The organism is Spongorhabdus nitratireducens (assembly GCA_947387575.1).
Classification (GTDB): Bacteria; Pseudomonadota; Gammaproteobacteria; order Pseudomonadales; family Endozoicomonadaceae; genus CANDOC01.
Genome location: CANDOC010000006.1, coordinates 81,236 through 96,565, shown reverse-complemented (window position 1 = coordinate 96,565; position 15,330 = coordinate 81,236). Strand labels below are relative to the sequence as shown.

12 protein-coding genes are annotated in these 15,330 nt (G+C 48.0%); 9 read left to right on the top strand and 3 right to left on the bottom strand.

Annotated features, from left to right (window positions below; genetic code table 11):
• Positions 1-38: 38 nt before the first annotated feature.
• The gene (locus tag ACYZZ0_RS12320; RefSeq protein ID WP_461536931.1) at positions 39-2,789 is read right to left on the bottom strand and encodes a hypothetical protein; all 2,751 of its coding nucleotides are present in this window, start codon (positions 2,787-2,789) and stop codon (positions 39-41) included.
• A gap of 155 nt (positions 2,790-2,944) precedes the next feature.
• Here ACYZZ0_RS12320 and xerD point away from each other — a divergent pair, with 155 nt between their 5' ends.
• The 6 genes from xerD to ACYZZ0_RS12290 all read left to right on the top strand — a co-directional run bounded on the left by xerD (position 2,945) and on the right by ACYZZ0_RS12290 (position 9,055).
• Entirely contained in the window at positions 2,945-3,853 is a 909-nt protein-coding gene (xerD, locus tag ACYZZ0_RS12315; protein WP_461536930.1) for a site-specific tyrosine recombinase XerD, read from the top strand.
• Positions 3,854-3,941: 88 nt separating this feature from the next.
• Entirely contained in the window at positions 3,942-4,760 is an 819-nt protein-coding gene (locus ACYZZ0_RS12310) for a DsbC family protein (protein WP_461536929.1), read from the top strand.
• 78 nt (positions 4,761-4,838) lie between these two features.
• Positions 4,839-5,561 (top strand): hypothetical protein, encoded by a 723-nt coding sequence (locus ACYZZ0_RS12305; RefSeq protein WP_461536928.1) that lies wholly within the window; start codon positions 4,839-4,841, stop codon positions 5,559-5,561.
• A 119-nt stretch (positions 5,562-5,680) separates the two neighbouring features.
• On the top strand, positions 5,681-7,012 hold the full coding sequence (locus tag ACYZZ0_RS12300; protein ID WP_461536927.1) for a homoserine dehydrogenase: 1,332 nt from the start codon (positions 5,681-5,683) through the stop codon (positions 7,010-7,012).
• A gap of 144 nt (positions 7,013-7,156) precedes the next feature.
• Complete coding sequence (gene thrC / locus ACYZZ0_RS12295; RefSeq protein ID WP_461536926.1) at positions 7,157-8,566, top strand: threonine synthase; 1,410 nt, start codon at positions 7,157-7,159, stop codon at positions 8,564-8,566.
• Between the two features lie 201 nt (positions 8,567-8,767).
• Positions 8,768-9,055: a hypothetical protein gene (locus tag ACYZZ0_RS12290; protein ID WP_461536925.1), complete on the top strand. Its 288-nt coding sequence runs from the start codon at positions 8,768-8,770 to the stop codon at positions 9,053-9,055.
• Between the two features lie 22 nt (positions 9,056-9,077).
• Here ACYZZ0_RS12290 and ACYZZ0_RS12285 read toward each other — a convergent pair whose 3' ends face one another.
• Positions 9,078-9,650 carry a DUF4442 domain-containing protein gene (locus ACYZZ0_RS12285; RefSeq protein ID WP_461536924.1) on the bottom strand — a complete coding sequence of 191 codons (573 nt, stop codon included), beginning with the start codon at positions 9,648-9,650 and terminating at the stop codon, positions 9,078-9,080.
• Positions 9,651-9,695: 45 nt separating this feature from the next.
• A complete protein-coding gene (locus ACYZZ0_RS12280; protein ID WP_461536923.1) occupies positions 9,696-10,748 on the bottom strand; it encodes a methyltransferase domain-containing protein in 1,053 nt (350 codons plus the stop codon).
• Positions 10,749-10,882: 134 nt separating this feature from the next.
• Between ACYZZ0_RS12280 and ACYZZ0_RS12275 the strand changes: the two genes are divergently transcribed.
• From ACYZZ0_RS12275 to ACYZZ0_RS12265, 3 genes are all read left to right on the top strand, one after another.
• A complete protein-coding gene (locus tag ACYZZ0_RS12275; RefSeq protein WP_461536922.1) occupies positions 10,883-12,451 on the top strand; it encodes a long-chain-fatty-acid--CoA ligase in 1,569 nt (522 codons plus the stop codon).
• Between the two features lie 182 nt (positions 12,452-12,633).
• A complete protein-coding gene (locus tag ACYZZ0_RS12270) occupies positions 12,634-13,998 on the top strand; it encodes a L,D-transpeptidase family protein (protein ID WP_461536921.1) in 1,365 nt (454 codons plus the stop codon).
• Between the two features lie 48 nt (positions 13,999-14,046).
• Positions 14,047-15,270: a cytochrome P450 gene (locus ACYZZ0_RS12265; RefSeq protein WP_461536920.1), complete on the top strand. Its 1,224-nt coding sequence runs from the start codon at positions 14,047-14,049 to the stop codon at positions 15,268-15,270.
• The last annotated feature ends 60 nt before the right edge of the window (positions 15,271-15,330 follow it).

Here is a 15,330-nt window from a genome sequence, read left to right as displayed (position 1 = left end):
CTCTTGGAGTTAACCATCATCTTTCAGTCTGTTTGATCCTACATAACGGAGGGAAGTTCACCCAGTGCCATGCCTGGCATATAGTGAGGGGCAGATGGTGTTTGTGGCTCGACGTCCACTGTTTGCATACGCCGCTCAGGAGAGCTACCTCTGTAGCCCCAGACATCTTCCTCACCATCAGAGCCTGTTTGTCTTGGATACTTTGGACCTAATTCCGGGGAGCCAGAGCGCGAGCGCTTACGCCGACTATTAGTCTCAGTTGGGCTATCACAGATAAATACGGCCGAAGGAGTAACATCTAATGTATCTCCAGCATCAGGAAATTGCCTCATCAGCTCCGGTTGCTTCATAGTTTGTCCAGAATCACTCACTACTGTAGAAGAGCTATGCTCCATTGGCTCTTCATCATTCGCCGCCAACAATGGCTGGGATGAAACATCAGGCTCATAGGGTATAGGTATAGCCTGAGCATCTTCAGGTATATCAGGAAAAACAAAATCCATTGTAGGCTTGTACCAACTCCAGCCATCGCCCCTCAGCTTTTTTTTAACAACATACCTGAATTCCCCTAAATACCACTGTCGCAGGCAAACCGCTATCAACCTGATTTTGGTATCGTATAAAGGATCACACATAGTTATTTTGAATAGAGCACGCCGGTACGCTATAAACAAAGGGTCATTACAATAAGATTCACGTTTGCTTTCAGAGTCTCTGAACTGACGAAACAGTGATCTGGTAATCATCCATAGCCCTGTACTCTGATCATATTGAGAGCAATCAAGACTATCAGTGATGCTGGGCGCATCATCTGTATAATGTTCATTGAGATGGTCAGTAATGCACCTTCTGAAATCTTCCAAAGCATCCCTGCTACCTTTTGCCCCTTCCCCTGGAACAACTGTTGTCCTTATTTGTGTCAAAGCATTGTATCCAGAGTATTCTGTTTTTCGGCTCCAATCGGCCTCTCTCAAAGCAGAATCATATGATGAAGAAGCACCTTCTTTCAGTCCCCACCCCCAAGAAGCTTTCGCCAACTCACAATAGCGATCTCTCCAGTTAAATCTTACACCTGCCGGCAAAATTCGCGTATTAATCCATGAAAGCCAAAGGTTGGTATAACTTCTTGTTACTTCATCTAAAAGAAGAGGAGGTGAAAAGATAGAATTTAAAAGATAGGAGAGCACATCTGCCATATTATTATCGTAATAAGTGCACATATAGTCTTCAATCGCGCCTATATGAGCTAACAATTGTTCATTGCTTTGCTCTTGCTTCCATATCCCAGATGGATCAATCTCATCATTATGGTTTATAACCCACAGTTTTGAACACCGATAAAACTGATAAAGCAGTTCATATAATATCTCAGACTTAAACCATCGAGGACATACAGGGGACGGAGGATTGAAAAGGATTTTTGTATCTTTAATTCCACATTCTTTTACTCGCTCCTCCCACTGCGCGCGTTCTTTCAGCGAAAGGCTTGTACGTAGATCAAGCCAGGTGGACCGGGGCGGACTCCATATATCAACTTTCTTTAACTCATCGGCCTCAGGCATACTTTGTGGTGGAGGGGCCCCACTATCCACAACCTCATTCTCGTCACTTTGCTCATCTTTTTCATCTTTCTCATGAATATCATCCCCCTCTAAATTCCGACATTGATGACCTTCCTGACCAGCAAGTCTCGCCCCCGTTACCATCATATCATCTGAGGGAATAGGCGTATCAAGATCACTGACTTCAGGCAATGAGTCACTGTAGACTCGATGAAACCACTTCATCTCATCATTAGTAATAGTCGGTGGTCTTTTTTTTGCCCGACACTCAGCCATGAACCATTGATACCATGCAACAGCCAGAGTACGTTCCCATGGTTTAGAGAAAGCAGTATCACAAAGAAAAATCTTGAATAGCCCGAAACTATAAAAGCCAATTAAAGGATCTTTACAGTAGTATACCCTTTTGGTCCCATAATGGTGGAATGGTAAATCCCAAATCATCACCATATCCAGCTCAGGATCCAGACTGGAAGCATGAAGGTGCTTGAACACCTTTTCTTTTTGTGTTGAAAAGTGTGTACTGATACAGCTTTTGATTTCCGGCTTGGTCCTCTTCATAGATAACGAATGATATTTATCCGGTTTTTTCCACTTTTTCGAGGCATCCCATAGCTCTCGATACCGCGATCTCCAGTCAATCTCCATTCCCTTTGGCAAGATTTGTTCATTAATCCATAGAAGCCATGTATTTATAAATTTTCTATTTTCCTCCGAAAGTTTTTCAGGATATGAAAAAACATAATGAAGCATCAAAGATAAAAGGTCAGGAAGAGTATTTTGATAAAAAATATCAACAGCATCCTCTAACTCTCCGCATAGATCTCTGCTCTTTTTTATTCTTACCTTCCATTCCCCTTTAGAATTAATTTCACTTTCATGGCTCCATACCCAGCGTGTTGCACAATAATCAAAATCTTTTAATAGCTCGTATAAAAGAGGAGAAAGAAAACCTTCAGGGCACTTATCAGGATGATGATAAAGAAGACTAAACTCCATTCCTGCTGCCTGCATTCTTTCACGCCATATTGCCATATCCGGACTTTCAATTTTAGAGTCAAAATCCAGCCAGCTTCTCTTTGGAGGGTCAAAAGGTTTAGTAAATGACTGTTTATCACAAACCTTATCCCTTTTTCTTCCTGCATCCGATAATGTTGAAACAGCAGTCATGATAAAAACAATCAGAATCTGTGCAATTATTTTGATGTTATTTTTTGCAGGGAACATACTTTATCCGGCAATTTGGAATATTCAGATTAAAACTGATTCTAGACGCAGATTTTCTCATTGCCGCTGTATCAATCCATACGTCGTCTATTGACTGTGATAACAAGGTGATTGAATAATCTCACCAGTGTGATTAATTTTTTACAGGGAAAGTTTTGACTCCCATTCCGGATACTCAAACGCTGGTTGAGCAATACCTGCAACATCTCTGGCTGCAGCATGGCCTTAGCGAGAATACCCGCATGGCATATCGGCGGGATATCAAGTTGTTAATACACTACCTGGATTTGAATGAATCAGGTACATCTCTGAGTAACGTCCAACACCAGCACATATCCGAGCTGATAAAATGGCGCCAGGAGCAACAGGCAAGCCCGCGTTCCATTGCCCGGCTTCAATCCGGTCTCAAGCGTTTCTACCGCTGGCTGTTGCAGGAAGGCATTATCAGCGAAGATCCTACAGCCCGATTAACTGCACCAAAGACCGGCCGCAGCCTGCCGAAGTCCCTTGGCGAAAAAGATGTCGACCGCTTACTCCAGCAGCCAGATATAGAAACAGAACTTGGCCTGCGTGACCGCACCATGCTGGAGGTACTCTATGCCTGTGGGTTGCGTGTCAGTGAGCTGGTCGGGCTGACATTGGATCAAATCAATCTGCGGCAGGGCGTGGTTCGTATTTTTGGCAAGGGTAATAAAGAGAGACTGGTTCCGCTGGGAGAGCAGGCCATTGACTGGATAGAGCAATATATCCGTGAAGCCCGCCCGGCACTGGCACCGGATATTTCCTGCCAATGGCTGTTTCCAGGTCGCAATGGTGGCTGCATGACCCGACAGACATTCTGGCACAGAATCAAAAAGCATGCGCTGGAAGCCGGGATTCAGGCCCATATTTCGCCCCATGTATTGCGACATGCCTTTGCAACCCATTTATTGAATCATGGTGCTGACCTGCGGGTTGTACAGTTATTATTAGGGCACAGTGATCTGTCGACCACCCAGATATACACCCATGTGGCCAATCACCGGCTGCAACAGCTACATGCCGAGCATCACCCACGGGGCTGATTTTTTCAGCCTGACGGGAACTATGCACCTGCTGAGGCAATCAGAAATAGCATAATTCCGTATTATCATGATGTTGTCGGGGGTGCTTATGGCTCGACTTGCAGCCGGTCTGATTTCAGCATTGCTATCTCTTGTCTGCCATGCCAGTTCAATCGTGGACGATGATGGTAGCCTGCTGCCTGCATCACCGGCTGAGGAACGGGCTGTGACCGAATCATTGCACTCTATTGACCCTCTGTTTCAAATCAAAGGTATCTACCAAAGCCACATTGACGGCCTGCTGCAGGTTGAGGTGCCCGGTGGTGTGCTTTATATCAGCCCTGATGGTAAATACATCCTGCAGGGGGAAATGCACATGGTCGACAAGGGACAGGTGATTAATCTCACTACGCTGGAGCGACAACAGAAAGTTGCCCGGCAGCTGGCTGCGCTGCCTGATGAAGATATGATTGTTTCTGCGCCGGAAGCGGAGGAAATCAAGGCAACTGTTTATATTTTTACCGATGTTGAATGCCCTTATTGCCGCAAGCAGCATGCAGAGCTCAAGAAAATGCACCGATATGGTATCAAGGTCTGCTGGTTGCCCTATCCCCGCGCAGGCGTTGATTCACCTGCTGGCAAGCAGTTGCAGGCAGTCTGGAGTGCAGTAGACAGGCAAAAAGCCTTCGATCAGCTTAACGCCGGCCAGATGATTTCCACAGCCATACGCCCCAATCCTGTTGCCCGGTTCCGAGCAATGGGAGAAGAACTGGGCATTAATGGTACTCCGGCCGTTATTCTACCTTCTGGTGAAGTATTACCGGGCTATCAGACAGCAAGACAGCTTGCCAAAAAGCTGGGACTCAGGGTTCAACAAAAGAAAGAACAGGCTGTACCGCGAGAAAATTCCGCTATGCAGGGTGCATAAGCACCCTCCTGTTCGTTACCACCGATTATAATTGCGCTAACCCGTTTCGATTCTCTTCTGGATATCAAGAGCGCACCCATGCGTATTCTGATTGTCTCCGACTTTGATGATACTCTGGCCTGTATGAAAGGTGCCCAGGGTGTTCCTGAAGGCCTCTTTGATAAAGAAGGCAGTTTGTCCGAATGCCAGCAGCTCCATGTCAGAAAACAAAAAATCACCGTAATGACCCGCCCCAGACGAAATGCAGAGCCTGAAGAAACTTATCACTATCCGCTGGGCGGTGGACATATGAAAGATTTGATCGACGCATTAAACGACAACTCTGACCTTTTAAGCAGTTGTATTTTCTTCGTTGTCATTACCAATGGAACATATATACCTGAGTCTGTCCGGGATTTTTTCAAACTGGCATACGATGCTTCAGATGCGGTTGTAGCTCGTATTCGTGTCGTATCCCGTGCCAATAAAAGTGACCGGGGCATGTCTTTTGACGGAGACCGCGCTGGCGCTATTGATGGATATCTACAAAAACTTAACTCGGGGGATAGCCCTCTGGAAACCTCGGTACAGGTTGCAGAGCATATGAAGGGCCTGATTGCTCCCGAGATGGTATACCTCTTCGATGACCAGAAACCGAATCTGGATAATGCATTTGCCAAAGGCTTTTATGCTGTTGATGCAAAAACAACCCGGTTCTGCTCTACCCTTCATTCACTGGCAGGAATGATCAGATCCCGTACTTACTTCACAAAATCAGATGGTTTTTCCGAACTTCAGGCTACAGGTTGGGATATCGTTTAGTCTGCTTCTTCCCGGTTCCTTTCTTCTCGCTAAATATTGCCGGATAGGGCTATAATCCGCTGCACTGACAAGCAGTATCCGACAGCATCTTAAAGCGGCGATAACAACCAGAACAGGGTATGCACTTGAAAGCGAGCAGTCCGAAGTCAAATAAACCGGCACCCATAAAAGTAGGCATCTGTGGACTGGGTACAGTCGGCAGTGGCACCTTTAACATTTTGCAGCGTCAGGCGGATGTCATTACCCGCCGACTGGGCCGCACCATTGAAGTGACCCAGATTGGTGCCCGTCGTGACAATCCGGCCTGTGACACAACCGGCATTAACATTACCCGCGATATTTTCGATGTTGCCCGGAATCCGGATGTTCATATTCTGGTAGAAATGATCGGTGGTTATGACACCGCCCGCGAACTGGTACTGACAGCCATCGATCATGGCAAACATGTAGTAACCGCCAACAAGGCCCTGATTGCAGAGCACGGCAACGAAATCTTTGCCGCAGCAGAAGCCAAAGGCGTTGTGGTCGCATATGAAGCTGCCGTTGCCGGTGGTATTCCGATTATCAAGAGTTTGCGGGAAGGTCTGGCAGCAAACCAGGTTGAGTGGCTGGCCGGCATTATTAACGGCACAGGTAACTTTATCCTGTCAGAAATGCGGGACAAGGGCCGGGATTTTGGTGATGTCCTGAAAGAAGCCCAGGCGCTGGGTTATGCCGAAGCGGATCCCACCTTTGATGTTGAGGGTATCGACGCCGCACACAAACTGACCATTATGGCAGCCAACGCTTTTGGTATGCCGCTGCGCTTTGATCACACCTACACCGAAGGTATCAGCCAGCTGACACCGCACGATATCAACTATGCTCGGGATCTGGGCTACCAGATCAAACATCTGGGCATTGCCCGACGTCGGGACAGTGGTGTCGAGCTGCGGGTTCACCCTACCTTGATTCCCCAGCAGCAACCGCTGGCAGCGGTGGATGGTGTAATGAATGCAGTACTGGTACAGGGCGATGCCGTAGGACAAACCATGTATTACGGTGCCGGCGCCGGTGCAGAGCCTACCGGTTCTGCCGTGGTCGCAGATATTCTGGATATTGCCCGCCTGATAGATCATCCGACAGCGGCGGTTCCACCACTCAGCTTTGCCTCGGCTTCAGATCTGAATGTACTGCCGATTGATGCAGTAGAAACCGGTTATTACCTGCGCATCCATGCCAAGGATCACCCCGGCGTGATGACAACCATTACCCGGATTCTGAGCAACTACCATATCAATATCGATGCCCTGATCCAGCGTGAACGCCGTGATACCGACGGCTGCGCCGATATTGTGATGCTGACCCACAAGACGTTGGAAGCCGATATGAATACGGCGATTGCAGAAATGGAACAGCATGATGACATTGTGGGTTCGATCACCCGCATTCGTCTCGACCCGCTGGGCTGAGGCCCGGCATAAACCAAACCCGGCATCCGTTTTATCCATTCGAAGACCGGGTTTGGTTATCAAAAAAATAAACGACAGAATAAACAGGTATTGCTGCCGCTTCTTCTGCCCGGCAGCACCTGGAATTAACAGAAGAGCAGCACCTTGAAATACATCAGCACCCGGGGGCAGGCACCTGCCCTGTCTTTTGAAGATGTTCTGCTGACCGGTCTGGCCAGTGACGGCGGCCTTTATGTTCCTGAATTCCTGCCCCGGTTTTCAGCCTCTGATATCAAAGCTATGCGTGGCCTGCCTTATACGGATCTGGCCCTGCGTATTATTCAACCCTTTGTCGCCGATGCCGTTGACCATGACACGCTGAAAAATATGGTGGATGAGACCTACGGCGAATTCAACCACGCCGCAGTTGCACCACTGGTACAGTTGGATCATAACAACTATGTTATGGAACTGTTTCATGGCCCGACCCTGGCTTTCAAGGATTTCGCCCTGCAGTTGTTAGGACGTTTACTGGGCCATATTCTCAAGCGCCGTAATGAACATGGTGTAGTACTCGGAGCAACATCCGGTGATACCGGTTCTGCCGCGATCGAAGGCTGCCGTCACTGTGACAATGTTGATATCTATATCATGCATCCGCATCAGCGGGTATCCGATGTCCAGCGCCGGCAGATGACCACCCTGATCAGTGACAATATTCATAACCTGGCCATTGAAGGTAACTTTGATGACTGTCAGGCGATGGTCAAAGCATCTTTTGCCGACCAGTCATTTCTGGATGGCTATCCGGCCAACGGCCTCAAAACCCGGCTGATTGCCGTTAACTCCATTAACTGGGCCCGCATCATGGCCCAGATTGTGTACTACTTCCATGCAGCACTGACGCTGGGGGCACCTGCCCGTCCGGTCAGCTTCTCCGTACCTACGGGTAATTTCGGTGATATTTTTGCCGGATATATTGCCAAAGGTATGGGCTTGCCGATTGATCGACTGATTGTGGCAACCAACCAGAACGATATTCTGCACCGGTTCTTTGCCGCCAATGATTACCGCAAGGAAACCCTGCATCACAGTCTGTCTCCCAGTATGGACATTATGGTTTCCAGCAACTTTGAGCGGCTGCTGTTTGATCTGCATGGGCGGGATGGTGCCGCACTGGCTGAAGTCATGCAGCATTTTGAAACCAATGGTGAATTGAAGCTGGATGATGCCAACTGGCAACAGGCTCTCGAACTGTTCGACAGTACCCGGGCAGACGACGAAACCATTTGTGCCACTATCAGTCAGGTATGGCAGGATTCAGGTTACCTGGCAGATCCTCATACTGCAGCCGGCATTTATGCCGCCAAAAAATGTGGTGCTAAACTGACTTCTCCGGTTGTCACGCTGGCTACAGCACATCCGGTGAAGTTCCCTCAAGCCATTGTTAAAGCTGATCTGAAAGCGCCGGACTTGCCGCCTCACCTGGCTGACTTACATCAGCGGGATGAGAAATACACCGTTCTCGATAATGACTTACAAGCAGTACAAAATTATCTGACTAATCGATCCTGATTCAATTTCAAATCAATTCAAAAGCCGGTATTCTTGCCGGCTTTTTTATTACTGATTAAAAGGAAAATCGTCCTGATTTTATCCCTTTCTATTTATATTCCCCAAGACAGAAAAATGCTCTGGAGACAATTAAGTTATTAAGGGATAATTCTGAAAAAAGACGTCACTTCCTCAACAATGAAAAAACAAATATTACTCTTAATGGGTTTGCTGCTTGCTGGCTGCAAAACCCCCGGGGAATATGCCCCCATAACGATGTACTATCCGGAATCGCCCCCCGATGGGGAAGGGCGATTTACCATAGTATCCGAGAACTCCGGTCGCCGTACGGCAATGGCAATTGATGCTGAAAATGAACGGCTGGAGATGATGAACAAATGGGTTAAAAAGAACCACTATTGCCCGAAAGGTTACACCATTATTGATCGCGCGGTCTCTTTTCTGGGTGACAGGCAGTATCAGGTTGATTACGACTGTAAATGTCTTTAATGCAACCTCTGTTATAAAAAAATCAGACGGCAGGCTTTGACTTCAGACGCACATAGAGTGTTTTCTTTACTGTTGCCACCAGCTTGCCCTCTCTGTCTTTTACCGCCACTTTAAACTCAGGTAAGTATGCTTTGCCTGAAGCTGCTTTCTGCCTGATGTGCTCGATCTGAGTTTCAGTTAAATCAAAGCACGCATGCACTTCACCAGTACCCGGTGAGACAAAATCAATCGCCGCAGCTTTATCCCAGACAATGTAATCCTTGCCGAGATTATGCATCAACATCAGCATATACATCGGATCAGTCATGGAATAAAGGCTGCCGCCAAACTGGGTTCGCACATAATTGCGGTTATACCAGCGCAGCTTCATACCAACTTCTGCCTGACGAAAATCCCGCGACAGTGATTTCACATAAATCCCCGCCCCCAACCAGGGGGGATACATCGACAGCATGAATTTCATCAAGCGGGATTTGTGTAGCATTGTTATATTTATCTCGCATGTAATCATCGAACACATGCAAGAGACTAGAACAAGACGACACCAATCACAAGCCTTGCGCTGCCCCCTTAAAAACAAAAGAGCCGCCTGCATATACAGACAGCTCTTTATATCAGCCTTAAAGTTGTGATCTACACGTTAGCAACATCCGCCACTGCTACCACCTGCTTCTGCAGTCGCTGTTGTGAAAGGCAGGTCATGACCACAACCGGCAAAAATACCGTAGTGAGTATCAAAGCTGCCGATGAACTCGAAGTGATCCTTGAAACGAGTGTCGTGTAACATCCGCCAGGTATTGCCACATACAGGGAAAACCTTGCCCCGCTCAATAGCGTGGTGACCATCCAGCTCAAACACCTCCGGACGGTGGTCAATTGTGCCTTTATAGATGACGGCCTGACCATACTCTTCACAGTGACTTTCCAGCTCTTCCAGCTTGAAGAGACGATAGGTGGCAGAGAAAAACCGGATATGACCGACTTTCTCTTCAATCGCACTGTTGTCGATAGTAATTGGCCGGTCTTCAACCAGACGAGGATCAGCAAAACCAGCTTTTTTGGCCAGATTAAGGAAGTCATTCCAATACAACGCGCCACTCAGGCATTCACCATAAAGCACCGGATCATCCACCAGCTCAGCTGGCACTCGCCGATCAGCATAGACGTCAGAAAAGTACAGCTCACCGCCCGGTTTCAGCAGACGCAAGGCTTCACGAAGAACCGCCTCTTTATCTGTAGAAAGGTTGATCACACAGTTGGAAACAATGATGTCAAAGCTATTGTCCGGCAAATCCAGTTCGTGCAGTTTCTCGATTTCCCCCTTGAGAAACTCGGTATTGGCGTGGGCATACCCAAACTTCTCACGGTGATATTCAATATGACGGTTCGCCACTTCCAGCTGTTCATCGGTCATATCTACACCGACAACAGAGCCCTCTTCTCCTACCAGCTGTGCCAGCGCATAACAGTCCCGGCCAGAGCCTGAGCCCAGATCCAGAATCCGGCATCCCTTCAACTGCTCTGGACATACCAGCCCGCAACCGTAATAACGCGTCAGGACTTCATCATGAATATTGGCCAGTGCCTTTTTCATAAACCGTGGCATGGCATCATCCGTACAGCAGGCATTGGTCTGCAGGTCATCAGAGCCTTGCAGTACTTTGCCATAGTAGTCCTGTACCTGTTCTTTCATTGCTCTCACTACTCCGGGTGTATTACTTTAGGTCAGTATCTGATCGGATACTTATAATCCGGCAGGGGACGGTAAATATTCCCCCGGATTATCTTGGCCTATAACAATAATAACGATTTGAAGGTGTTTCTTTCATGTCCAATCTCAGTGATTTCCTTTGTCGCAGCGCAGACGTCTATCCCGATAAAACCGCAATCGTTTGCGGAGAAAGCCGCCTGACCTACAAAGAGCTGCAACATACGGCCCTGCAAATTGCCCGCAACCTGCAGCAACAGGGTATTGGCCCTGAAGACAAAGTGGCACTGAGCTGTCCCAATATTCCCCAGTTCGCCATGGTGTTTTATGCCATTCTGGCGACCGGAGCCTCTGTCGTTCCCCTTAATATCCTGCTGCGTAGCCGCGAAGTGGAATATCACCTGCAAGACAGTGGCGCCAAAGCTTACTTCTGTTTTGAAGGAACCCAGGATATCCCTATCGGCACCACCGGGCTGGCTGCTTTTGAGAACACTGCCAGCTGCCAGCACTTTTATACCATTACCCAGAACGTCAGAACCAGAGAATGGAATAGCCAAAAGACACTGGCACACCTTATGACCGGTGCTCCGATGGAAAGTGTCTACCCCAGCACCCCGAATGACACAGCACTGGTTCTTTACACCTCGGGTACAACAGGGCAACCCAAGGGTGCCGAACTGACACATTACAATATCGGCATGAATACTTTGGCTTGCCAGAGCTTCCTGCAAGCATCGTCAACGGACACAACACTGATCGCACTACCTCTGTTTCACTGCTTTGCTCTTGTCGTACAAATGCAAACCATGGTTGCCTGTGGTGGTACTGCCGTCATGATGCCCCGCTTTGCACCCGATTCAGCATTACAGTTGATGGCAGACGAAAAAATCACTTTGTTTGCCGGTGTTCCCACCATGTATATCGCCCTTACCCAAGCAGCTAATCATGACCAGACAGACCTGACCCATCAGGTTGCCGAAAATCTGCGGGTATCCATCAGCGGTGGTGCAGCACTGCCCGTTGAAGCACTGTGCGAATTCGAAGAAAAGTTTGGCGTCAGTGTGCTTGAGGGATATGGCTTGTCAGAAACCTCTCCTGCCGCAGCCTTCAACTCACTTGAACATGAGCGACTGCCAGGTTCGGTCGGCCGACCCATCTCCGGGGTGCAAATGCGTATTGTGGACGAAAACGATCAACCTCTGCACCCTGGGCAAATAGGTGAGGTCGTGATCAAAGGCCATAATATTATGAAAGGTTACCTGGGACGCCCGGAACAAACAGCCGAAGCCATTCGTAATGGCTGGTTCCATACCGGCGACATTGGTCGTTTTGATGAAAAGGGCAATCTTTATATTGTGGATCGCCTCAAGGACATGATTATTCGAGGCGGTTACAACATCTATCCGCGTGAGTTGGAAGAAGTGTTACTGACTCACCAGGATATTATGCTCGCATCAGTTATCGGCATACCGGATGACCATTATGGTGAAGAGATTATGGCCTGCATCGTGCTACATCAAAGTGCACAAAGCAGTACCGAGGAAATTGCTGACTGGGCAAAATCACTACTGGGTTCTCACAAATATCCACGTCTGGTCAAAACGTTTGATCAACTTCCAATGACCGCTACCGGCAAAATTCTCAAGCGGGAACTGCGTCAGCAAGTACTGACTGAAGCCGAAGTTTGACCGAAATAAAGCCCGAGTTTTCGGGCTTGCAAATTTTATTTTAAAATGAGCTTGGCATTTCTCTAAATCTGCACTTTAGTTTAAGTAAGGGCATGTAAAAAATAATGCAGTGTACATGCGCTTGAAGTCGCAGGTTTTGGGTCAAAAGGACTTGACCCGTAGTCGCAGATCCAGAGGATGTCATGCGTTGTTTTATAGCAGGGATGCTGTTCCTTTTTTCTTTCCAGGCTATTGCCGATACCCGCTTTTATATTGATTGGCTCAGCCGCCTCCCCTCTCACGGAATCAATGTCGCCCAGAAAGACTGGGTGATACTGGTTCGTGAACCATCTCCGGAAACCGTAGAGCAACTGGCTCAAAAATATGCTCGCTATATGGATACCGGTCAGGTTGATCGCAAACTGTTCCAGCCCGGCTGGAGAATTGCCGATACACCAAGGCTATCGGAAAGCACACCTGAACTAACCAAAGAATTACTTGCCAGCCTCGAGCCCTCACAGCCTGAATACCGGATATTGATGAAAGCACTTGAAGAGCTGCGAGGATGGAGAGAATCGGCACCTGATGATTTCCCTGATGATCTGATTCTGTTCAAGGGGGACACCCATGCCGCAATACCAAAGCTGAATCGCTGGTTACGAGCTCTCGATCTGGCCGATTCACTACCCGATGATATTTACACCCAGGCTCATAAAGATGTACTGACCGAGGTACAGCTGCAATTCAAACTAATGCCGGATGGTCGTTTGGGCGCTCTGACCCGGCAGGCACTGATTGCCATTACCAACCAGCATATCCGCACCCTGAAAACCAACCTTGAACGTCTGCGCTGGATGCCAAGACAGTTACCCTACCCTCATATCAAGGTCGATATTGCCGGATACAATGTGGTCTGGGCTGAAACTGAGGAAAAGAACTTTTACCATAAAGCCATTGTCGGCATGCCACACAAGCAGACACCTGTCTTCAGTCATGCGGTTGACAGTGTTACTTTCAACCCGATCTGGAAAGTGCCCCAGTCCATTGCTTCAAGCAGCATGCTACGTAATATCAAAGCTGACCCGGAGTTTCTGGAACGGGAAGGCTTTCTGGTTTACCAGAGCTGGAATGACAATGCTCCTCAGCTGAATCCGGATAATATCAACTGGCAACAACTAAGAGCCCGCAACTTTCTTTATCGACTGGAACAACTGCCCGGCGTCGATAACCGTTTGGGAAAATACAAATTGGGCTTACCCAATCAGTTCGGTGTTTACCTTCACGATACCAACAAGCCAGAGCTGTTTGACAAAGATGCCCGTAGCCTGAGTTCCGGCTGCACCCGGGTTCACAACATAGATGTCCTTATCAACCGGATGGGACAGCATCTGGGAATGACGGCTGAATTTGATTCAGGGCATCAGTCTGAAGTCACGACCAAAATAGAACTGACGGAACAGATTCCCATCTATTTTGTTTATTTCACTGCCTGGCCTGACGCCGAGGGTCGGGTTCGATTCCGCAAGGATATTTATCAACTGGATAATGCGCTGAACAGCTGGTTCTGATCTGCTGCTATGCTGAATATTCTGAAGCAGAATTAACGCTAGCAGCTCATGTCTGAAACCAGCCTGTTTACCAAAGAGACTCTGCTAAATCCCTACCCGGTTTTTAAGCGTATTCGTGAAAAGCATCCGCTGTATTTTGATTCACAGAAACAGTGCTGGGTAACAACCGGTTTCGATGTCACCTCTTTTTTAATGCGGCACCCTGATATTGGTACTCGAACAATAAGCACATTGTTTGATGCTGAGGAGCAGCAGGCTAACCCTGAAATTTTCTCTCGCCTGAAAAGCATGCCTTCGTCCATGCTCAGCATGGGGCCACCAGACCATACCCGGCTGCGCAAGATTGCCAATCCTCTCTTCAGTCGGGAAGCGGTTGCCCGATGGGAAACAATGATTCAGCAAGTCTTTGATAACACGCTGGAACCGATATTAGCCAGAGCGGAAGATACCCGAAATTTTGATCTGGTCAGTGATATTGCCCGCGGCTACCCATTTGAAATCATTTGTGAGTTGTTTGATTTTCCTGAAGCTGAACGCCCGATGTATCTGCAGCGAGTGGAAAAAGTGCTGGCATTTTTTGGCCATCCGGTGGAAGGCGATAAAAATGCGATGGCGCAAGAGGCCATGAATAACTCCACTCTGAACCGGGCAATGTTTACCCGTTTTATTCGCGAACGGGCCAGACAACCCGGAAATGATATGATCAGTGTACTTGCTGACGCTCTCAATCAGGGTATTGCAACCGAGAAAGAACTTGCCGTTACTTGTAGTCTGCTGGTTACAGCAGGTCATGTCACCACAATCGATATGCTCAGTAATGGTATTTGCCAGCTGCTTGAACATCCGGAGCAGTGGGATCTGCTGGTCCGTAATCCTGAACTGGCCTTTTCTGCCGTTGAGGAAATGCTGCGATTTGATAATTCCGTTATTTTTGTATTCAGAAAAGCTCTCAAGGATATCGACTATAACGGTACTATCATTCCTGCCGGAGATTATATTGCCCTCGGGCTGGCTGCAGCCAACCGTGATCCGGCAGTAAATCCAGACCCGGAAGTATTTGACATTACCCGGGGAATATCGCGGCATATTTCTTTTGGGCACGGTATTCATACTTGCCTGGGCGCACGTCTTGCTCGACTGGACTTAGCCATCGCCCTGAAAACACTGGCTCGCAAAATGCCCGGACTAAAACTTGCGGAAGATCCATCACCCTACATCAAGGCTGAAACCCTGATCCAGAAAGGTTTTCATAAACTTCCACTGACGTTTTAAACAGCCACCCTTTCAGCCCACCTGCATTACGGGTTACGATCAGGTCAGGATTGATGAACT